Annotated in this window: 19 protein-coding genes; 9 read left to right on the top strand and 10 right to left on the bottom strand. The window is 59.8% G+C overall.

Annotated features, from left to right (window positions below):
* Positions 1-63 precede the first annotated feature (63 nt).
* On the bottom strand, positions 64-1,257 hold the full coding sequence (locus ACR0NE_RS12585; protein ID WP_170597015.1) for a Hint domain-containing protein: 1,194 nt from the start codon (positions 1,255-1,257) through the stop codon (positions 64-66).
* 170 nt (positions 1,258-1,427) lie between these two features.
* On the bottom strand, positions 1,428-2,405 hold the full coding sequence (meaB, locus tag ACR0NE_RS12580; RefSeq protein ID WP_170564790.1) for a methylmalonyl Co-A mutase-associated GTPase MeaB: 978 nt from the start codon (positions 2,403-2,405) through the stop codon (positions 1,428-1,430).
* A gap of 120 nt (positions 2,406-2,525) precedes the next feature.
* Here meaB and hrpB point away from each other — a divergent pair, with 120 nt between their 5' ends.
* The 3 genes from hrpB (at position 2,526) to ACR0NE_RS12565 (ending at position 7,184) form a co-directional block, all read left to right on the top strand.
* The gene (gene hrpB, locus ACR0NE_RS12575; protein ID WP_170597014.1) at positions 2,526-4,964 is read left to right on the top strand and encodes an ATP-dependent helicase HrpB; all 2,439 of its coding nucleotides are present in this window, start codon (positions 2,526-2,528) and stop codon (positions 4,962-4,964) included.
* Positions 4,965-5,158: 194 nt separating this feature from the next.
* Entirely contained in the window at positions 5,159-5,617 is a 459-nt protein-coding gene (locus ACR0NE_RS12570) for an NUDIX hydrolase (RefSeq protein WP_170404203.1), read from the top strand.
* A gap of 88 nt (positions 5,618-5,705) precedes the next feature.
* Complete coding sequence (locus tag ACR0NE_RS12565) at positions 5,706-7,184, top strand: inorganic phosphate transporter (RefSeq protein WP_170397220.1); 1,479 nt, start codon at positions 5,706-5,708, stop codon at positions 7,182-7,184.
* 61 nt (positions 7,185-7,245) lie between these two features.
* On the opposite strand, the gene ACR0NE_RS12560 is transcribed toward ACR0NE_RS12565, so the two are convergent.
* Positions 7,246-8,220, bottom strand: coding sequence for a 2-dehydropantoate 2-reductase (locus ACR0NE_RS12560; protein WP_170597013.1), 975 nt, complete (start codon positions 8,218-8,220; stop codon positions 7,246-7,248).
* Positions 8,221-8,285: 65 nt separating this feature from the next.
* Positions 8,286-9,251, bottom strand: coding sequence for a pirin family protein (locus ACR0NE_RS12555; RefSeq protein ID WP_170424227.1), 966 nt, complete (start codon positions 9,249-9,251; stop codon positions 8,286-8,288).
* 256 nt (positions 9,252-9,507) lie between these two features.
* Between ACR0NE_RS12555 and ACR0NE_RS12550 the strand changes: the two genes are divergently transcribed.
* On the top strand, positions 9,508-9,996 hold the full coding sequence (locus ACR0NE_RS12550) for a peptidase associated/transthyretin-like domain-containing protein (RefSeq protein WP_170397223.1): 489 nt from the start codon (positions 9,508-9,510) through the stop codon (positions 9,994-9,996).
* Between the two features lie 48 nt (positions 9,997-10,044).
* Positions 10,045-10,599: a ferric reductase-like transmembrane domain-containing protein gene (locus ACR0NE_RS12545; protein ID WP_170597117.1), complete on the top strand. Its 555-nt coding sequence runs from the start codon at positions 10,045-10,047 to the stop codon at positions 10,597-10,599.
* A gap of 27 nt (positions 10,600-10,626) precedes the next feature.
* On the opposite strand, the gene ACR0NE_RS12540 is transcribed toward ACR0NE_RS12545, so the two are convergent.
* Genes ACR0NE_RS12540 through ACR0NE_RS12530 form a run of 3 tightly spaced genes read right to left on the bottom strand, consistent with a single transcriptional unit; the run spans position 10,627 to position 13,169 of the window.
* Positions 10,627-10,971: a tautomerase family protein gene (locus ACR0NE_RS12540; RefSeq protein WP_170511329.1), complete on the bottom strand. Its 345-nt coding sequence runs from the start codon at positions 10,969-10,971 to the stop codon at positions 10,627-10,629.
* Between the two features lie 56 nt (positions 10,972-11,027).
* Positions 11,028-11,954: an ornithine carbamoyltransferase gene (argF, locus tag ACR0NE_RS12535; protein WP_170404219.1), complete on the bottom strand. Its 927-nt coding sequence runs from the start codon at positions 11,952-11,954 to the stop codon at positions 11,028-11,030.
* A gap of 27 nt (positions 11,955-11,981) precedes the next feature.
* Positions 11,982-13,169 carry an aspartate aminotransferase family protein gene (locus tag ACR0NE_RS12530; RefSeq protein ID WP_170597012.1) on the bottom strand — a complete coding sequence of 396 codons (1,188 nt, stop codon included), beginning with the start codon at positions 13,167-13,169 and terminating at the stop codon, positions 11,982-11,984.
* A gap of 294 nt (positions 13,170-13,463) precedes the next feature.
* On the opposite strand from ACR0NE_RS12530, the gene ACR0NE_RS12525 reads away from it, so the two are divergent.
* Positions 13,464-14,354 carry a DMT family transporter gene (locus ACR0NE_RS12525; RefSeq protein WP_170397236.1) on the top strand — a complete coding sequence of 297 codons (891 nt, stop codon included), beginning with the start codon at positions 13,464-13,466 and terminating at the stop codon, positions 14,352-14,354.
* On the opposite strand, the gene ACR0NE_RS12520 is transcribed toward ACR0NE_RS12525, so the two are convergent.
* Positions 14,336-15,139 carry an ABC transporter permease gene (locus ACR0NE_RS12520; RefSeq protein WP_170397238.1) on the bottom strand — a complete coding sequence of 268 codons (804 nt, stop codon included), beginning with the start codon at positions 15,137-15,139 and terminating at the stop codon, positions 14,336-14,338. The two genes, ACR0NE_RS12525 and ACR0NE_RS12520, sit on opposite strands and share 19 nt — an antisense overlap.
* A gap of 126 nt (positions 15,140-15,265) precedes the next feature.
* On the opposite strand from ACR0NE_RS12520, the gene ACR0NE_RS12515 reads away from it, so the two are divergent.
* The gene (locus ACR0NE_RS12515) at positions 15,266-15,835 is read left to right on the top strand and encodes a GcrA family cell cycle regulator (RefSeq protein ID WP_170397240.1); all 570 of its coding nucleotides are present in this window, start codon (positions 15,266-15,268) and stop codon (positions 15,833-15,835) included.
* A 195-nt stretch (positions 15,836-16,030) separates the two neighbouring features.
* The gene (locus ACR0NE_RS12510; protein WP_170597011.1) at positions 16,031-16,699 is read left to right on the top strand and encodes a hypothetical protein; all 669 of its coding nucleotides are present in this window, start codon (positions 16,031-16,033) and stop codon (positions 16,697-16,699) included.
* Between the two features lie 3 nt (positions 16,700-16,702).
* On the opposite strand, the gene ACR0NE_RS12505 is transcribed toward ACR0NE_RS12510, so the two are convergent.
* Both ACR0NE_RS12505 and ACR0NE_RS12500 read right to left on the bottom strand, forming a co-directional pair.
* Positions 16,703-17,779 (bottom strand): T6SS phospholipase effector Tle1-like catalytic domain-containing protein, encoded by a 1,077-nt coding sequence (locus ACR0NE_RS12505; protein ID WP_170597010.1) that lies wholly within the window; start codon positions 17,777-17,779, stop codon positions 16,703-16,705.
* Positions 17,757-20,048: a xanthine dehydrogenase family protein molybdopterin-binding subunit gene (locus tag ACR0NE_RS12500; protein ID WP_170597009.1), complete on the bottom strand. Its 2,292-nt coding sequence runs from the start codon at positions 20,046-20,048 to the stop codon at positions 17,757-17,759. The genes ACR0NE_RS12505 and ACR0NE_RS12500 overlap by 23 nt, the downstream gene beginning before the upstream one ends.
* Positions 20,049-20,225: 177 nt before the next feature.
* Between ACR0NE_RS12500 and ACR0NE_RS12495 the strand changes: the two genes are divergently transcribed.
* Entirely contained in the window at positions 20,226-21,125 is a 900-nt protein-coding gene (locus tag ACR0NE_RS12495) for a phytanoyl-CoA dioxygenase family protein (protein WP_170597008.1), read from the top strand.
* Positions 21,126-21,165 lie beyond the last annotated feature (40 nt).

The following is a 21,165-nucleotide window of genomic DNA, read 5'->3' as shown; positions in this document are numbered from 1 at the left end:
GGCGCAACCCGAAGTCGCGCCCGAAAACTGGTTGGATGCGTTTAGTGGGAATCGCGCGAAGGGTCAAGACGGCTGCGGCGAAATCTTTGCACCCGAGTTGAATTCATTTGAGGTCAAGATCGGGGACATCCGCAACAGCGGCTTGTTATTCTTCAAATGCCGTGTGATCAACTGCGCTTGCAGCCGCCCGCCGGGGATCATGCGGGCCGGGTCGGCGCGGTAGTCAAGGTCTGTCAGTTCGGGAAAAATCTCGAATATCTCGCGACGCGACGCGGCGCTCAGCATTTTCAGCGCTTCGGGGCCGGTATAGAGGCTTTCGGTTGGCGCATCCTCGGCAAAGATCACCTGATGGCGGTCGAACAGCAGGTGGTAATACTCGACGCTTTCCACGCTTTCATCAATGTAGATATCCGGCATTGCGGTGAGTTTGATGGCCGGAATCAGAACCTCGGTCGTGCCGAACATGCGTTGGGCGATCTTTGAGTGCACCAGCATCCGATGCTGGCGCGAGACCAGCAGATCGCGATGCGGCAGCCCCTCGCCCAATGCCCCTGCAAGGATACGCACAGGCCAGAGTCTGGGGTTGGCTTCAAGCTGGAAGCGATCAAATTCGCGCCGCCCGATCCAACGGATCGGGTGCAGGCCCTGCCCAAGTGTGTGGACCAGATCACCGGTGCGCAACGACTGGATCAGGGATCGCCCATCCTGTGTCGTGATCAATGTATCGCGCGTGAAACAGGGCATACCCGAACCGTTCTCGAACGCTGAATACGTGACGGTGATGCCTGAAGGCAGGGTAAATGTGCCGCTCGAGACTGAATAACCGACCCCGTCTTCGACCGTAATCACCCCGAAAGTATCGTCCGTGATAACAGTGCCCTCAGGGAGGTTCAGCGTGTCGGTTCCGCTGCCGCCGCGAATGTCACCCGACACCGTGGTGCTGGTGAAATTCAGCGTGTCATTACCGGCACCAAGCCGGATATCGCCGACGGTTGACCCCCTGATATCAACCGTATCCGCATCCGAACCGCTAGCGATGCGCCCGCCAACCATGCTGTTGGTGACAATGATCGTGTCGGTGCCTGCATTGCCCAGGACATTGTTGGCAATGGTGCTATTGGTGATGGTGATATCGTCATCGCCGCCACGGCCGCGGATACCGGTCACCGGAGGCGTCGCCGGGTTTCCGTTCAGAGTACCGTTGTCATTTGTGACATCGATATCGTCGTCGCCGTTGGTACCATTGATATTGGGCATTCTGACGTGTCCCGTTCCTCGGAGAATCCGGGCACGATCCGAGCTGACCAAGCCCTTTCTCAACCCGGTTCAAACGCAGTGACTTACACTCAAACACAACAATATATGTAGCTTTAATACACGATTAGCGGTCAGCGCACCAGCCGCGCACGCATCATACCGCCAGAGTGTTACGCGTCGGACAGCCCGGAGAGGATTTGTTCGGCCGCCGCCGATGGGCTGAGGTGGCCCGCACTGACCTGAGCGCCAAGATCGCTCATCCGACTGCGCATCTGTGGCGTTTCGAGACGCGCAAGCAATGCGTGGCGTACCTCTTGCTCGAACCAGTATTTTGCCTGTGTGGCGCGGTTCAATACCCAATGCCCGGCTTCGCGCCGCCAGGTTGTCAGGGCCTGCATCTCGTCCCAGGCCTGTTCCAGCCCATGCTCTTCAACCGCTGAAACGGTCATGGCCTTGGGAAACCCTTCGGGGTCCTGCGGGCGTTTGCGCAGCAGACGCAGCGCGCCCGCGTAATCGGCGCAGGTGCGGGTGGCAGTCGCTTTCAGGTCGCCATCGGCCTTGTTGATCAGGATCATGTCAGCCATCTCCATGATGCCGCGCTTGACGCCCTGCAACTCATCGCCGCCCGCCGGGGCCAGCAGCAGCAGGAACAGGTCAGACATCTCGGCCACAACGGTTTCCGATTGGCCCACACCCACGGTTTCAATCAGCACGACGTCAAAACCAGCCGCCTCACAAAGTGCAATCGCTTCGCGTGTGCGGCGCGCTACGCCACCAAGATGGCTCTGGCTGGGGGACGGGCGGATAAAGGCGTCTTTCTCCCGGCTCAGTCTTTCCATGCGGGTCTTATCGCCCAGGATCGAGCCCCCCGAACGGGCCGAGCTGGGGTCAACTGCAAGAACCGCAACGCGCAGCCCCAGCCCCGTCAGCATCATGCCGAAGCTTTCGATAAAGGTCGATTTGCCTACACCCGGCGTGCCCGACAGGCCGATCCGCAACGCCTGGCGTCCGGCGCCGCTCAATTGATCCAGCAGCGCGGTTGCCTGCGCTCGATGATCTTCACGCCCGCTTTCGACCAGTGTGATCGCACGGGCCAATGCCCTGCGCTCTCCGTTCAAGATCCTGTCGCCAAGCTCGGCAATGTTCATCGGTAAGTCCCCGGCTGGAATTTGCCCTAGATGAGGGGGGATGACCCGGTTTGTCCAGCCCCAACCGGAGCTGAGTTTGGCGACGCTGGACCTTGGCCGAGGCTTTGGCGATAAGGCGATATGACCCGGTTGCCCATTGATGACGCCATTCCTGATCTTCTGAACGCCTTGCGAACGCATGGGCGCGCGGTGCTGCAGGCGCCGCCGGGTGCGGGCAAGACAACCCGCGTGCCGCTTGAGATGCTGCAGGCCGGTCTGTGCGAGGGCCGGATCGTCATGCTGGAACCCCGGCGGCTGGCCGCCCGTGCCGCCGCCGAACGCATGGCCGAGACGCTGGGTGAACCCGTGGGCCAGACCGTGGGCTATCGTGTCCGTGGAGACGTGAAAGTTTCAAAGGCGACGCGCATCGAGGTTGTGACCGAAGGTATCCTGACACGGATGCTGCAATCCGAACCTGACCTGCCCGGCGTAGGTGCTGTGATATTCGATGAATTCCACGAACGGTCCCTAAACGCCGATCTTGGGCTTGCACTGTGCCTTGAGGTGACTGGAGCGTTGCGCGATGACCTGATCTTGCTGGCGATGTCCGCGACGCTGGATGCTGAACCGGTGGGCCAGCTGATGAACGCGCCTCTGGTGACATCCGAAGGGCGCAGCTATCCGGTCGAGACCCGCTGGTTGGACCGGCCTTTGGGGCCGCAGGCGCGGCGACTGGACGCGCTGATCGATCTGGTGGTGCGAGCCGAACGGGAAACCAAAGGGGGCATGCTGGTGTTCCTGCCCGGTGAAGGTGAAATTCGGCGGGCCGAGGCGGCTTTGGCCAGCCGTCTACCCAACACCTGTTCAGTGCGGCCTTTGTTCGGAGCACTGCCCTTTGCCGCCCAGCGCGCGGCGATTGCGCCGGTTAAGCAAGGTCGCAAGGTGGTTCTGGCGACGTCGATTGCCGAAACCTCGCTGACTATTCCCGATATCCGCGTGGTGGTCGATATGGGGCAAGCCCGGCGGGCGCGGTTCGATCCCGGATCAGGCATGTCGCGACTGGTGACCGAGCGGGTGACGCGGGCCGAAGCGACGCAGCGCGCAGGCCGTGCGGGGCGTGTGGCCGAAGGTGTCTGCTATCGGTTGTGGTCCAAGGGCGAAGAAGGTGCACTAGCCGCCTACCCGCCTGCCGAGATCGAGGCAGCCGATCTGACCGGGCTGGCGTTAGAATTGTCGCTCTGGGGCGCAGAACCGGGTGATCTTGCGTTTCTGACCGCGCCGCCCGAAGGCACGCTGGCTGAGGCGCGCGCGTTGCTGGCGATGCTGGGTGCCCTGGATGGCAAAGGTAGGATCACCGAACATGGGCGGGCGCTGGCGGCGCTGCCGCTGCATCCTCGGCTGGGGCACATGCTGCTGCACGCGGGACCTGAGGCCGCGACACTGGCGGCGCTGATGGCGGAACGCGATCCGCTGCGGGGCGCGCCGGTCGATCTGTCTTTGAGGCTTGAGGTGCTGCGGGACGTGCGCGCGTTTCAGCGCAATCGGGTCTGGCAGGTCAACATGGGCGCGCTGGATCGGATCAAGGGCGAAGCAAAACGGTTACGCGCGCAATCTAAGGATGCGGGCGGTCTGAGCCCGGCAGCGATGGCGGCGCTGGCCTATCCCGATCGCATCGGACAGCGACGCAAGGGAGATGTCCCGCGTTATGTCCTGTCGGGTGGCAAAGGCGTCGTGCTGGAAGCCGGTGATACGTTGGCGGGTGCACCCTATCTTGTGGTGACGGATACGGATGGGAACCCGCGTGAAGCGCGCGTGCGCATGGCAGCGCAGATTTCCGAGGGGGAAATTCGCGATCTATTCGGCGATCAGATCGCGTGGGTCGACAGCTGCGACTGGTCGAAACGCGAACGCCGTGTGGTGGCGCGCAGGCAAGAGCGGTTCGGAGCGATCACGCTGGACGACCGCATCTGGAAAGATGTCCCCGGGGATGCATTGGCGCAGGCGATGTTGGACGGGGTGCGCGATCTGGGTGTGCGGCTGACCGGGGCCGCAGCGCGATTGGCCGCTCGGGTCGAGTTGATCCGCGCGGAAGGCGCTGATCTGCCGGACTTCTCGGAAACCGGGCTGATGGATACGCTGGAAGACTGGCTGCTGCCGATGCTCTCGGGCGTGCGCAATGCCGATGACTGGAAGCGGTTCGACCTGCTGCCCGCGCTGCGCGCCCGGCTGGACTGGGATCAGATGCAGGAACTGGATCGGCGGGCGCCGGGCTCGTTTGTGACTCCGTTGGGCCGCAAGCTGCCAATTGACTATGGCGGTGCGGTGCCCGAAATCTCGGTTCGGCTACAAGAGGTATTCGGCGTTACGCAACATCCGGTGGTTGGGGGCGAGCCTTTGAAGATCACGCTGCTGTCACCGGCGCAGCGACCGATCCAGATCACCCGTGATCTGCCCGGATTCTGGGCCGGGTCATATGCCGATGTGCGCAAGGACATGCGGGCGCAGTACCCAAAACATCCCTGGCCCGAAGATCCAACTCAGGCGGATCCAACGCTGCGCGCGAAACGGCGCAAAGGCTGAGTTGATCGGGTGGGCGTAAATAAGCCTCATTGGCGGAAACAGTGCAAAGCGCACAAATTGCTGCAAAAATACACGAAACACTGAAAGTTCAGGCCATATTTTGCGGTTATCCGAGGGCGGTATTGTTAACTCAGCAATACATGATTATGTAACTTCTTCGAATTACAAAAAGAACACGCCCGAGCAGGCCTGACATGACGACATGGATACGCAACATCTGGGAAGAGGTCGCGCGACCGCTGATCCAGCGCCCAAGCCGGGTGCAGGTTGCTGCGTTGTGTACCCGCAAGGCAGGTCCCGGTGACGACGTTCTGTTGATCACCAGTCGGGGCACCGGACGCTGGATTATCCCCAAAGGCTGGCCCATTGATGGGCTCAACGGGCCGGAAACCGCATTGCGGGAAGCCTGGGAAGAGGCTGGGGTGCGCGCGACTGAGGTGCAGAAAGATCCCGTTGGTCATTACTCTTACGACAAAAGGTTGGATGACGGCACGGCGTTGCCGGTTATCACCAGCGTTTATCGGATCGAGGTGACCGATCTGGCGGATGTATTCCCCGAGTCCGATCAGCGTAAGCGCTGCTGGGTGTCCCCGAAGGTGGCCGCCGAACGCGTGCAAGAGCCGGAATTGCGCGACTTGCTACTGCAATTGTAACAATATTGTAAAAAACTGATGACAAAGGTTGCCGCGCCCATTGGAACCGTTTAGCGGCGGCATCATTCAAAACAGCCGTTGTGAACCGATGTCAGACCACCCCACCAAAGCCCGTTGGCACGCACTGGACCGTGACCTACAGCGTATCTCGCGCGTTGAGCACGCCAATGCCCAAGTATCGCGTCCTCTGTTGGCCCCCGGAATTGCACTGGCCTTTATCGCGCTGGCAGGATTGGCTGCAGCGCTTCTGTTCGGGCGGGCCGATGGTGGTGTGATCGTTGTCGCAGCTGCGGCATTCGGCGCTTACATGGCGATCAATATCGGTGCCAACGACGTGGCCAACAATATGGGCCCGGCAGTGGGGGCCAATGCTCTGACCATGGGCGGAGCCATCCTAATTGCCGCCATCGCAGAAAGCGCCGGCGCGTTGCTGGCAGGGGGGGATGTGGTTTCGACCATCTCTAAGGGCATCATCGATCCGATGTCGGTGCAGAACAGCAATGTGTTCATCTGGGCGATGATGGCGGCCCTGATATCGTCCGCACTGTGGGTCAATCTGGCTACCTGGGTCGGGGCACCGGTTTCGACCACGCATTCGGTGGTCGGCGGCGTGATGGGTGCCGGCATTGCTGCGGCGGGCCTAAGTGCGGTGAGCTGGGGCACGATGAGCGCGATTGCCGCCAGTTGGGTGATCTCACCCGTTTTGGGCGGGATGATTGCAGCCGCCTTTCTGGCATTGATCAAACACAAGATCCAGTATCAGGACGACAAGATCGCGGCAGCGCGGCGCTGGGTGCCCATTCTGGTTGCCGTGATGGCAGGGGCGTTTGCCACCTACTTGTCGGTCAAAGGCCTGAAGCGGATCGTCAAAATTGATCTTCAATTTGCCCTTTTGATCGGTCTGACCTTTGGCGGCCTGGTCTGGGCTGCGACGGTACCGTGGGTCAAGCGCAAGTCTGAAGGGTTGGAGAACCGGACCCGGTCGTTGAAGACATTGTTTGGTCTGCCTCTGGTGATTTCGGCCACATTTCTGAGCTTTGCGCATGGGGCCAATGATGTGGCCAATGCGGTGGGTCCACTGGCGGCGATCGTGCATGCGGCCGAGTTCGGAGATTTTGCCACGAAAGTCTCGATCCCGACATGGGTCATGGTGATCGGCGCGTTTGGCATCTCGTTCGGCCTATTCCTGTTCGGTCCCAAGCTGATCCGTATGGTCGGCAGCCAGATCACCAAGCTGAACCCGATGCGGGCGTTCTGTGTCGCGCTATCGGCGGCGATCACGGTCATCGTCGCCAGTTGGCTGGGTCTGCCGGTCAGTTCGACTCATATCGCGGTTGGGGCCGTCTTTGGTGTTGGCTTCTATCGGGAGTGGCATGCAGAACGGCGGTGGAAATACTCGAACCGCCAGCGACCGGCAGAGCTGCGACTGGCGCGCGAGGAACGGCGGCGGCGCAAGCTGGTGCGGCGGTCGCATTTCATGACCATCGTGGCGGCCTGGGTGATCACGGTACCGGCAGCGGCGGTGATGTCGGCGCTAATTTTCTGGGTTTTGACTGCGTTCGCTTGATCGGAATTTGCGAGGCTCTGCCTCGCGCTCCGAGGTATTTTAGGCCAGATGAAGAGACGGATCAGGTTATGATCTGGTCGACTGTTAGCGGCGTGTCCGGTGATTGATGGATGAGTTGAGAGACTCGGCTATTGATCGGGGTTGGGATCGCGTACTGTTGGCCGAGTTTGATGATTTCGCCCTGTAGACTGTCGATTTCGGTCGGGCGACCCGCCGTCAGATCATAAGCCATCGAGGTGCGCGCATTTGGATCGATGGTCAGCATTTTTGCCGCAATTCGTGTAAAAATTGGCGTTGGCAGACGTAGAATGTGCGGTGTCATCCATGCGGGTAGTGGCGTTGTGGAGGTGGCCTCGATCTCGGCGACTTTCAAAACACGCTGCGCCTCGGCCATTTGATCAGCCATCAGGCGACGCCAGTTTCGGTCGAGCAGTTGGTTTTGCAAGGTCTGGCCGGACAATGCGTTCAATGCATTGTTGAGGTTGATCACCAGCTTACCCCATTGCACTGCCTCGATCTGGTCGCTTTCGCTGACGGGTAGATCTGGGGCGCTTAGGCGTTCAGCCAGAGACCGGGAGCCACGCTCGATGACGATCTCGCCCGATGTGGCGCGGTGATAGGTTGCCGGGCCCGTCGGCACCACGTTGAACGGCACCATTCCAGCCCGAACGTCGCGTCCGGGAAGAGCGGTGCGCAGGGTGCGGGCGTTCTCGAGCCCATTCTGCCAAGACAGAACCGGGGCCGTTTCCGTGGCGTGTGCGGCAATCAGCGCTGCCATCTCAGCGGTCGCGCCGGTTTTTACCGTGACGATGACCAACTCGGCATCCCCGAGACAGGCAGGGTCTTCGCTGAGCGTGAGTTGTGCGGCGGCGACGTGACGATGCAGGTTCGAGAAATCTGTCACCGTCAGCCCCTGTCCCCGAATGGCGTTCAGCACCCGCGCGCGACCCAGCAGCGTCACGCTGTGTCCCGCTGCGGCCAGCAATGCGCCGCAAAAGCAGCCAATGCTGCCTGCACCGGCGATGACGATATTCATGGCTTACCTCCGCTGTGCCTCCAAGGATCGCCGGGATCGTTCAACGGAGCCAGCGTGACGTGAGGTCAGACGCGGGCGCGTCTGGGTCGGGTGCGTTCGAGGTCTTCCGAGATCGGAATGAACTCCTGATCATCACCGGGCGGCAGGTGGAAGGCGCCGTTCGCCCAGTCGGCAGTTTTCCATTCGCGTGTGGCGGTTTCGATTTTCTCCTTCGAGGAGGAGACGAAGTTCCACCAGATGTAGCGATCTTCGTTCAGGGTTGCGCCGCCCAGCAACAACAGCCGCGCACCCAGTGGTCCGGCCTTCACGGACAGGTGATCGCCGGGGCGGAAGACCATCATGCGACCCGCCTCGAAGCTGTCGCCTGCGATCTCGACCGAGCCTGTGGTGACATAGACACCGCGATCCTCGTGATTGTCGGGCAGCGGGAAGGAGGCACCCGGTTCGAGCTGGACGTCGAGATAAAAGGTCTCGGACAGCATGGTGACCGGGCTGGTTTCGCCATAGGCGGAACCAAGGATCAGGCGGGCGCTGACGCCTGCATCCTGAATATGAGGCAACGCGCCCTGTTTGTGGTGTTCGAAATCGGGGGCCATATCTTCGTGCGTTTCGGGTAAGGCGATCCAAGTCTGGATGCCAAACAGGCTGTGTTTCTTGCCGCGTGTTTGGTCACTGGTACGTTCGGAATGGGTCACACCACGCCCAGCGACCATCCAGTTGACCTCGCCGGGATAGATCATCTGATGCGTGCCGAGACTGTCGCGGTGTTCAAACTCGCCCTGATATAAATAGGTCACGGTACCAAGTCCGATATGGGGATGCGGCCGTACGTCAATACCGCCTTCGGTGATGAATTCGGCCGGACCCATTTGGTCGAAGAAGATGAAGGGGCCGACCAGTTGCCGTTTGACCGAGGGTAGCGCGCGGCGCACCTCGAACCCGCCCAGATCACGGGCACGGGGGATGATCAGGCTGTCTAGCGCCGGGTTCTCGGACCGGCAGTCGGGGGTATGGGTCGGATTCCAGCTCATTCTCGCTCTCCCTTGGGTCAGGATCTGGCTTGGGCTTCAATATGTTTGATAATGTGGAATATAGTATGATTTGATATCGGGCATAGCGCATGAGTGCACATATACAGTGCACGATAGGCGGAAACGGCGGCAACGCTCACGTGACGGTGATGAAATGACCCGATCTTCAGACCAGCTTAACTCGGCTTTCGCAACAAACGTGCTAGATTGAGTGTCAGGCCAGACACCATGCCCGTTATCGAAAGGAGCCCTCGCGATGTCGCACGTTCTTCTTACCCGCCGCAGCGCGTTGGTTACGGCGGGCTGTTTTGCAGCGCTAGGCACGGCCGGGCTGACCACGCCCGCGCGGGCGCAGGGCGTTGCACCGACCCCGTCCATGCGGGGCGGATCGAACAACTATCGCCCCGGCGCCCCTATTGTGCAGCGCATCGGCGGCGGAGGTTTCTGGATGACCGGCACCGTGCGCCGCGCAGGCGACGGAGCCCCCTTGCCCGGCCAGCGTATCCAGATCTGGGCGCATACGACCGAGGGGCACGAGCGCGACCAGCGCAGCCATGGGGCGACGCTGACGGATGCGAACGGTGAATTTCGGCTTGAGATGCCACAAATCGTGCCCGCCTTTGGCCAACCGCACGGGCATCTGGCCTATGACAGCGGCGAATTCGAAACGGTTTTCCTACGCCCGGTGATGTCGAGCGCGAAAGACAAAACGCTTGCCGCGCATTTCGTCTTGCAGCCTGCCTGATACGTGTTGAGGCGCATACTGATCTGGGCAGCGTTGATTGTCGCCCTTATGGTGCCGGTTATCGCGGCAGCATACAGCCCTTATCTGGCGTGGCGCGAGCCGATCTACATCCTAGCCGGGTTTGCGGGCATCGTCGGGATGTGCCTTCTGCTGATGCAACCCTTGCTGGCCGGACGCTGGTTGCCTGGGCTTTCACCTGTGCGCAGCCGCTTATGGCACAGGCGGTGCGGTCTGGCCCTTGTCGCAGCGATCGTAATCCATGTGGGCGGTTTGTGGATCACGAGCCCGCCGGATGTCGTGGACGCGCTTCTATTCGTATCAGCCACACCCTTTTCCGTCTGGGGTGTGATCGCGATGTGGACGGGTATTGCTGCAGCAACGATGGGCGTTCTGCGCCTACGCCTGAACCTGCGATTTCGGCTCTGGCGTCTGGGGCACACAGGACTGGCGCTGGTAACCATTCTGGGCAGTGTCGTACACGCCCTGCTGATTGAGGGCACAATGGAGATCATGACCAAGATCGCATTGTGTGTGCTGGTAGTTCTGGCGTGCGTCGCTACGCTCGCCAGATTACGGGTCTGGGAAGTGTCCCGACGCGTTTAGTCCTCCCATACGCATACCGGGGCCGCGTCAGGCTGACAGGCGTTTGGCATAGGTCGCGCGATCTATTTCAACATCCCGCACTGTGATGCTGCCGACCGTGGGCGCAGACGCAGCCAGAACATTCAGAATGATCGCGTTCAACTCGGCGCGCGTTGCCTCATCTCGGCCTTGCAACAACAAGAGCGTGGCATGAATGAACGTCTGCGGTTCGGTCCCGATGCGGAAATACGGAAACGAGGTGGCACGGATTTTGAGTGTTGGGGCATCGAATTCTTCATGCGCGGCGAGCACGGAATAGAGCTGCTCACAGATGGCTTGAAAATCATGAGTTTTTTCGAGCCCGGCAGAGAATTCCAGAGTGATGTGTGGCATTGGTTGCTCCGAGATTTAAGAGAGCCATCTATGGCTCTCCCAGATTGCTGTCGGCCTCAGACGCCCAGACACCAGCGCATCACGGCTTTTTGCGCATGCAGGCGGTTTTCGGCCTCGTCAAAGATCACCGAGTTCGGGCCGTCCATGACCTCGGATGTGGCCTCTTCTTCGCGGTGCGCAGGCAGGCAGTGCATGAACAACGCGTCTGGCTTGGCATGCGACATCAGCTCGGCGTTGACCTGATAGGGGCGCAGCATGTTGTGGCGGCGCTCCTTCGCGGATTGAGAATCGTGCATTGAGACCCAAGTATCGGCGACCACGAGGTCGGCCCCTTCAACAGCTTTGTGCGGGTCCCGTTCGATCACGATTTTCGAGCCCTTCTGACGTGCAAGCCCCATGAATTCTTCTTCCGGGTCCAGCTGCGCCGGGCCGGTGAATGTCAGGTCGAAACCGAATTGACCGGCGGCATGCAGAAATGAAGCGCAGACATTGTTGCCGTCGCCGGTCCAAACGACCTTTTTTCCTGCGATGGGGCCGCGATGCTCTTCATAGGTCAGCACATCGGCCATGATTTGGCAGGGATGTGTACGATCGGTCAGACCATTGATGACGGGAACGTCCGAGTATTCGGACATCTCGGTCAGGATGGTTTCGTCAAAGGTTCGGATCATGATCATGTCGACATAGCGCGACAGGACCCGTGCAGTGTCGGCGATGGTCTCGCCATGGCCCAGCTGCATGTCCTTGCCGGACAGTACCATGGTCTGCCCGCCCATTTGGCGCACGCCAACATCGAAGGACACGCGGGTCCGCGTTGATGGCTTTTCAAAGATCAGCGCAACCATGCGGCCTGCCAGAGGCTGCTCGTCGTCGGGGGCGGCTTTGGGACGCCCAAGGCGCGCCTGTTTCATCGCGCTGGCCTGATCGATCATGTTCCGCAGATCACCTGCGTCAGTTTTGTGGATATCAAGGAAGTGGTTCATTTTGATTCACTTTTTAATCAGGCGAGTTCAGGCCGAAGCCATTGCGTTTTCGACTTGTGCCGCAGTTTTCTCGAGGCGGATCAGGGCTTGTGCGATGTCATCCTCGGTGAGGGTCAGCGGCGGCAGCAGGCGGATCACGTTATCTGCGGCGGGGACCGTTATGACCTCGTTGTCATAGCCAGCGTTGACCACGTCGATATTGGTGGGCTTGCATTTCAGGCCTAGCATCAGGCCTGAGCCGCGCACCTCCTCGAATACTTCGGGGTGGTCCGCGATCAGGCCTTCGAGCTTCTGACGCAGCAGGCCTGCCTTGCGATTCACCCCTTCGAGGAAGGCCGGAGTAGCGACCTGATCGATCACCGCGCAGCCTACAGCGCAGCCCAAGGGGTTGCCGCCATAGGTCGAGCCGTGGGTGCCAGCCGTCATGCCGCTGGCGGCCTCTTCGGTGGCCAGAACCGCACCCAGAGGAAAACCGCCGCCGATGCCTTTGGCGACCATCATGATATCCGGCGTGATGCCGGCCCATTCATGGGCAAAGAGTTTGCCGGTCCGCCCAACGCCGCATTGGACCTCATCGAGGATCAGCAAAAGGCCGTTATCATCGCAAATCTGGCGCAAGGCTTTCAGCTCTGCATCCGGAACGGGGCGGATGCCGCCTTCGCCCTGAACCGGTTCGATCAGGATGGCTGCCGTGGTGTCGGTGATAGCGTTGGTGACACCGTCGAGGTCTCCGAATGTCAGATGCACAAAGCCGGGAAGCAGCGGGCCGAAACCTTTGGTCATTTTCTCGGAGCCGGCGGCGGCGATACCCGCCGATGACCGGCCATGGAATGAGCCGTCGAAAGTGATGATCTCGACCTTCTCGGGCTGACCTTTGTCATAGAAATACTTGCGGGCCATTTTGACGGCCAATTCGCAGGATTCGGTGCCCGAATTGGTGAAGAACACCGTATCGGCAAAGGTGTGTTCCACCAGCTTGTCCGCCAGTGCCTGCTGTTGCGGGATGTTATAGAGGTTTGAAACATGCCACAGCGCATGCGCCTGTTCCGTCAGGGCCGCCACCAGCGCCGGATGCGCATGACCCAGCGCGTTTACCGCTATGCCCGCGCCCAGATCCAGAAAACGTCGGCCATCCGCCTCGGTCAGCCAGGCGCCTTCGCCCTTCACGAATGTCAGGGGCGCGCGGTTATAGGTCGGCAGAACGGACGGGATCATCGGATCATCCTTTTCGAATAGCTTGAGCCCTGTGAGTGATACACTGGGGCCATGGTCGTCAACTGATTTGGTGGGGTTTGCGCGGATTTGGACAGCGCAAATGAATCAAACGGGCCGATTATGCGGTCAGGCGTCGGCGTCGGAGGCGCAGGATATGTGCGGTATTGATCATGTGAGGCCGTATAGCGGGGTGCACCGGGTCTGAAAACCCCGTTTTTGCGATCGGGGCAAAAATCATTCTGAGACCGGGATTTACCGCTTGTCATTTACCCGACGCTGGCGCACGGCTGAACCATGACACCGATACGTCAGAATCCTGCCCTTGCGGCCCTGCTGATCCTTGCGGCCAGCGCCCTTCTCGCAGGGACCACATTGCTGGCGAAAGCACTGGGGACGGATGTGCTTGGCCCTGCCCTGCATCCGATGCAGATCAGCCATGGACGGTTTCTGTTTGCCTTTCTGGTAATCGTGACGGCCGTCGGCATCATGCGCCCCCGCCTGAGCCGCCCGCATTGGGGTCTGCATATCGGACGGACAAGCTTCGGCTGGCTGGGGATCACGCTGATGTTTGCATCCGTTGCTTTCATACCGATTGCGGATGCGACGGCGATCTCGTTCCTGAACCCGGTCTTTGCCATGATGTTGGCGATCCCACTGCTGAAAGAAGGTGTCGGCCCGTGGCGCTGGTTGGCCGCCATCGTGGCCTTGATCGGTGCTTTGGTTCTGTTGCGTCCAACGCCCGCTAGCTTTCAACCCGCTGCATTACTGGCCCTGACCGCAGCAGTGATAATTGGGATGGAACTGATCTTTATCAAAAAGCTCTCGGGCCGAGAAATACCGATCCAGATTCTGCTGATCAACAATGCGATGGGTCTGACCATTGCGACAGTCGCGGTAAGTTTCGTTTTCCAGATGCCGACGCCTCAGCAATGGGCGGCGCTGGCCTCGATTGGTGTGCTAATGGCCTGTGCGCAGGCTTGTTTCGTCAACGGAATGGCGCGGGCGGATGCCTCTTTTGTGGCTCCGATCAGCTACGCTACGCTGATCTTCGCTGCCTTCTACGATTTCGCGGTATTCAAGGTGATACCGGATGGGATCAGCCTGATCGGCTCGGCCATCATCCTGACCGGAGGTCTGATTCTGGTCTGGCGCGAGGCGATACACCGTCAGGCCTTGAGCCGGTAGCCGGTGCGCAACATCTGCCAGGTCAATCCTCCAACCAACAATGTCGCGCTGGCGCAGATCGCCATGCCCAACCAAGGAGAGCTGTCGGACACGCCGATCATCCCATAGCGCAACCCGTCAATCAGATAGAAGACCGGGTTCGCATGGCTTAGCCGATTGAGCACTGGCGGTAGCGCCTGCACAGAATAGAAAGTGCCGGACAAGAAAGCCAAAGGCGTGACGATGAAGTTGGTGATCGCCGCCATCTGGTCAAACTTGTTGGCAAAAATCCCGGCAAAAAGCCCAAGCGCGCCCATGAACGCGCCACCTAAAACCACGAATATCAGTGCGATCAGCGGGTTCTGCGGCACGATGCCCAGAACCAACGCCAGAGCGATTGCGACAACAAGTGCGATCAGGATTCCGCGGGCGATGCCTCCGGCCAGATAACCCAACAGGATTTCCAGCGGCGATAGCGGCGGCATCAGCGTATCGACGATATTGCCCTGAACCTTGGCGATCACCATCGATGACGATGTATTGGCAAAGGCGTTCTGAATCACGGTCATCATCATGATGCCCGGTGCCAGAAAGGTCAGAAACGGCACCCCCATCACATCCGGTCGGCTGGGACCAATGGCAATGTTGAAGATCAGCAGGAACAGGCCTGCCGTCACCAGGGGTGCCAGCAGGGTCTGCGTCCACACGGCCAGAAAGCGCAGGGTTTCGCGCTGCGCCAGTGTATAGAGGCCCATCCAATTCACCGCGCCAAAGCGGCGTGCGTCGTGATCCATGAGATTATGCATGCTCTGCCCCATACCTGATTCGAAGACCGCTTGTAACTCGGGCCGCAGTGTTTAGAATAGGGCGCTGAGATGATTTCCCAAGGCGGCCCGAATCCGGGGCCGCTTTCCGCTTTTGAAAGGCAAATGATGTCCTGGACTGACGAGCGTGTAGAGCTGCTGAAAAAGATGTGGGGCGAGGGCCAGTCGGCCAGCCAGATCGCCAAGGAACTGGGCGGCGTGACCCGCAATGCGGTGATCGGCAAGGTGCACCGTCTGGGTCTGTCGAATCGCGCCACCGGTGCAAGCCCGGCAAAGGCCGAGCCTAAGGAAAAACCGGCCCCCGCGCCCAAGGCCGAGGCCAAACCGAAACCGACACCCAAGACTGAACCGGCCCGTCCGGTGCCAGCCCCCGAGGCCAAACCGGTCACCCCGGCCCGTCGCCAGATCATACCCGCCGGCCAGCCGCTGCCTCCGCAACCGTCGGCCAATGAGATCAGCCCCGAGGCTTTGGCCAAGGTCAACGAGATTGAAAAGAAGGCCAAGAAGCTGTCTTTGATGGAGCTGACCGAAAAGACCTGCAAATGGCCCGTCGGCGACCCCGCGACCGAGGATTTCTGGTTCTGCGGCCTGCCGGTCGAGGCAGGCAAACCCTATTGCGAGGCACATGTGGGCGTGGCGTTCCAGCCGATGAGCTCGCGCCGGGATCGTCGGCGGTAGAAGTTAATTTTGCGCGCCTGTATTCGTGGCGTGGCATTAGCATTTTCTTAACTGCCCACCCGTCACAAAACAGGTGGGCAGTGATTTTTTGATCAGAGAGATTTCGCTATTCGGCCGGACCTAAAATACAAAACCTTGTTCTGTGTCTATGCTGTGCTGATCTTTGCGGCCTACATACAGCCCGTAAATCCGTACTTGTTCGAAGCTGACGCGGACAAGAAAGCCCTTCTTTTCCTCTTTCGCGGCCTGTTTTTGTCCTTGTGGCTCATTCCAGCCATACCCGCATTCATCGGCGGTTTTATTTTGCTGGGCATGAAGCCTATCCCGCGACTTCTTGCCAGATTTCTTGCGGGTATCTCAGTCGTTCTAGGGCTGTTTCTGACACTGGCATCTGGCGTTTTTGGACCCTTTACCGATACCCAAGCCTTACATGGCACCAGTTTGACCATTGCCATCGCATCCAGCTTTCTCATCTGGTCGGGTCGCGATGGGAAACCACAACCTTCAAGGGTGGCAAAGGTTGGTATTTTGGTCGCGACCCTGATTGCTCTTTGGTCTGTGTTAACAGTTCCGATGGTTCTTGTTCAGGCACGCCTGATCTCAAATGGCGCGCCTTATTGCATCGCCGAACATGCAGAGAACTCTCCGGTCGAAGCCTTGTTCGAACTGCGCGGATTTTCGTTCTACACCACAAAGATAGGATACAAATCCACTTCGAAGTGGTACTTCCACGGTCTCATGATCGTGGATAATCCCGATGAACAAAGGGTTTACAACTGGTCTCCAAGGCGATGGCGTTTCGATCTGATTGAACGTCCGGATGCACTACTCAAGCCTGTTAGAAACGCCTGCGTTCCAAGTTGATCGCTATTGCGCCGGATGCGACGGTAAGTCCGGCATCGGGACCCAGCGGGGCAGTTCGTCTGGTGAGACCGAAACGTGTAGGCGCTCGGACCGGTCACGGCCAACTTTGCGATGCTTGCGCAGCAGGAAAATCTTGCCCCAGCCGCGCCATGTGCCGACCGAGCGGGCATGGGTGTCGGTGGGGAAGCGGTCGCGCCAGCCGTCGGGCAATGGTAGGCCATGCAGTTCGGCCTTGTCCAGCATCCAGATCAGCGAGATGTTGCTGAGGGGGCGGGCCTCTTCGAACCCGTTCAGCTGGCCGCCAACATCGCCGTGGGTGCCGCGGAACCAAACCTGCTCGATATGGCCTTTGAAGTCAGGCGTGCATTTCCACAGCACCGGCTCGAACACCTCGCGGGTCTCGTCCAGCGCCATGGCGTGATAGCCGTGGCGGGTGGCAGGGCCAAGCTGGTGGTTGTGGAAGGCATGGCGTTCCTCGGCCCAGCGCCAGAGCAGCGGAAGGCGCAGGCCCAGCGCCTTGACCGTGTCCCAGACGCCGACCATCTCGATGGCGACATCCTCGTGACAGAACTCCCGACGAAAGACCGCCGCCGCTTCGCCATTGGCGTTACATTCATAGTGTCGATAGGCCTGTTTGATATTGCGGACAGTGGCGTGTTCGGCCTTGAGCAACCCGATAGCATCGATCACGCCCGCAAGGCTGCGGACCCCGTATGCGCCGCGTGAATAGCCGATGAAAAAGATCTTATCACCGGGTTTGTAACGCGAAGCCAAATAACCATAGGCCCGACGAATCTGACGGTTGATACCCCGCCCCATCATCACGTCCATAGTCGACTTCCAGCTTTCCCACTGCACGCCGGATTCGTAGAAAACCGAAACCTGGCTGCCCATCTCGCAGCACAGGCGCAGGGTCTGGCCCGCGTGGGTTTCCCGCCCTGCTTCCAGCGTCGACATGGTGCCGTCAAGAATGATGACATGGCTGACAGGTTCGCGGTGGCGCGTTTCGGCCGAGTGCTCGGACCGCAGAGGCCGTCCGAGCCATCCCAGTACCTTTCTACTCAGCCGCGACAGAACCATGCGTCAACAATTCCCAAACTTTGTGAGGTGTGAAAGGCATATCCGCCTGCCGCACCCCGTGATCCCAGAGCGCATCCTGTACCGCGTTCGCCACTGCGGCCAGTGCGCCCACGGTGCCTGCCTCGCCACAGCCTTTCATCCCCATCGGGTTGGCGGTTGACGGAACCGGCGCCGAGGTAAACTCTATCATGGGTATCTCAGCAGCGCGGGGCAAGGCGTAGTCCATGAACGAAGCCGTGAGCAGTTGCCCCTCGGCATCATGAACAACATGCTCGGTCAGTGCTTGGCCGATACCCTGAACCACGCCGCCATGTACCTGCCCCTCGGCCAGCATCGGGTTGATAAGATTGCCGAAATCATCCACCACCGTGTAGCGGTCGACCCATGTTTCACCAGTGAAAGAATCGATAACGACTTCGGCAACATGTGCACCATTGGGATAGCTGCGTGCATCTAGCGTGGCGCGGGCTTCGTGATGCAACAGATCCGTGCGTCCGTCCGCGCGCGCCATGTCGGCCGCCTCGGTCAGCGTGGGGGTCAGGTTGGACCCCGGCGCGCGGAAGGTTTCATGGTCGAAGGTCACATCGCTTTCCTCGACCCCCATCTTATCCGCAAGATAGGGCGTGAATGCGGCGATCATCGTATCAACTGTGACCAGAGTCGCGTTGCTTTGGGTCGTGACCGAGCGTGAACCGCCAGTCCCGCCGCCCTGCGCCAGCCTGTCCGTGTCGCCTTGCACAACATTGATCAGGTGTGAAGGAATCCCTGTCTGGTCCGATAGGAACTGGGCATAGACGGTCTCATGCCCTTGCCCATTGGACTGAGTGCCGACATAGAGGTTCACCGTTCCGTCCTCGCAAAACTCGATCTTCGCGCCTTCGGAAGGGTCTCCCAAAATACTTTCGATATAGTAACAAAGCCCCTGCCCCCGGATCAGGCCGTTTTCCGCATCCGCCGCCTTGCGGGCCTCAAAGCCCGTAGTCTGTTCGGCGGCGCGGCTGAGGACCATGTTGAACTCACCCACATCATAGGTTTCGCCGGTTGCGGTCTTATAGGGGAAGGCTTCGGGTCGGATGAAATTCTTGCGCCGCAACTCCCACGGATCAATCCCCAACTCACGCGCAGCACGGTCCATGACGCGTTCCAGCACATAGATCGCCTCGGGTCGCCCGGCACCGCGATAGGCGTCGACCTGCGTGGTGTTGGTGAAGAATCCTTCGACCCGCAAGTAGGTGGTCTGAACATCGTAGACACCCATCAAAACCTTACTGAACAGGCTGGTCTGGATCGCCTGCGCGAAATGGCTGTTATAGGCACCAAGGTTGATCTTGCTGTGAACCCGATAGGCGGTGATCTTGTGATCGGCATCAAAGGCAAGTTCCGCCAGCGACGTCAGGTCACGGCCGTGGTGATCTGACAACATCGCTTCGGACCGGTCCGACATCCAGTGCACGGGCTGGCCCAGTTTTATGGCAGCAACAGCAACGGTGAAATATTCGGGGTAAGGCATCGCCTTCATACCAAATCCACCGCCGACATCTGGCGTAGTAACACGGATCGCCTCGGGGTCCAGTTTCAGTTTTTGTGCCAGTTGCGCTTTCATCCCCCAGACACCCTGCCCGCCATATGAGAAATGCATACGGCCACCCGACCAATCGGCCTGACAGCCACGCGGTTCGATCGAGCTCACGATGACCCGGTTGTCATGCACGTTCAGCGCGACGGTGCGCGCCGCTGCCTGAAAGGCGGCATTGGTAGCCTTCTCATCACCCAAGCCCCAGTCAAAGGCGCGGTTGTCGGGGGCTTGTGGATGCAAAGGTTCGCCACCCGCAGCGACATCCATCTTGACCGGCAGGTCTTCGGTTTCCATCCAGATCAATTCGGCTGCATCGCGGGCCTGTAACAACGAGTCGGCAATGACGACCGCAACGGGTTCTCCGACGAAACGCACGCGGTCCTTGGCCAGCATGTTTCGCTCGGACGCAGCGCCTTGACTGCCGTCGCGGTTGGCGACTGTAGTCGCGTTCATCACCGTATCGATCCCGGCAGCAGTCAGATCTTCCAGCGTCATGACCAAGCGCACCCCATCCGCTGTACGTGCATCTTCAAGGTCCAGCGACGTGATCGTGGCATGCGCCACCGGGCTGCGAAAGAATGCTGCGAACAGCGCATTCTCGGGCACAGAATCGTCCATGTATTGCCCCTGCCCGGTCAGAAACCGCTGGTCCTCGGTCCGTTTGATGGGCTGGCTTTTGCCGAATTTTTCCATGGGATGATCCTCTGGCTGCCTGAATGCGCGACCCTAGCGTGAAGCAGGACCTTGTCCAGTGGCTGAGAAAATTAACTCCGCACGGTCTGAAAGCGACATTCATGTCTGGAAACAGCGTTGCGCGCCGATCTGGGCCGCGCCTAGGCTGAACCTAAATTCAGTCGAGTGGAGGTTTCCATGCCCAAAGAAATCAAGCTGACGAATGGCCGATTGGACAGCCAAAGTGCCGAGGCCTATTGGGATGATGGGTTTATATTTCCGATCCCCGTGTTCTCTGCCGCAGAAGCCGCCGGGTACCGTGCCGAGTTGGAGGATGTCGAGGCCAGCTGGCGCGAGGCTGACCTGCCGCTACCCCTGAACATGTACAAACGCATCAACGCGCATGTGGTGATGCCATTTGCCACTCGCATCGCGTTGGATCCGCGCGTTTTGGACGTTGTCGAAGGTGTTTTGGGCCCAGACCTGCTGTTGTGGTCAGCTGAGCTGTTCATCAAGGAACCGCGCACGACGCAAGTGGTGGGCATGCATCAGGACCTGACATATTGGGGTATGGGTGAAACCTCGGACCAGTTGACCGCCTGGATCGCCCTGTCCCCTGCGACGGTTGAAAGTGGCTGCATGGATTTCGTGAAGGCCAGCCACAAGAACCCGATCCTGCCGCATAATGATACGTTCTCCGACAACAACCTGCTGTCGCGTGGGCAAGAGGTGGCAGTCGATGTCGCGGAGGAAGACAAAACCCATATCGAGTTGCAGCCCGGCCAGATGTCGCTGCACCATGGGCTGACCATTCACGGGTCAGGGCCGAACGTATCGGATGATCGTCGAATTGGCCTGGCTATCCGTTATCTCAACCCCAATGCGCAGCAGAAAGTGGCGGATCGCGACTATGCCATTCTGGCGCGGGGCGAGGACCGGGTGGGGAATTTCATCCATATCCCTGAGCCGACCGAGCTGTTTGCTCCTGAGGCGCTGGACCTGCACGCGCGCATCCGCGGCGATCAGGCCAAGGCGATGGGGCAAGGGGCCAGCGAAAAGCTGGATCTTTATGCGCCCGCCCCATCAAATCCCGGCTGATCATTGCAGGACCGCCGCGCAGGGCCTTCCCCTTCCTGCG

Source organism: Ruegeria sp. C9 (assembly GCF_056537585.1).
The sequence above is the reverse complement of the archived record's forward strand: the minus strand, read 5'-3'. Positions and strand labels throughout refer to the sequence as shown.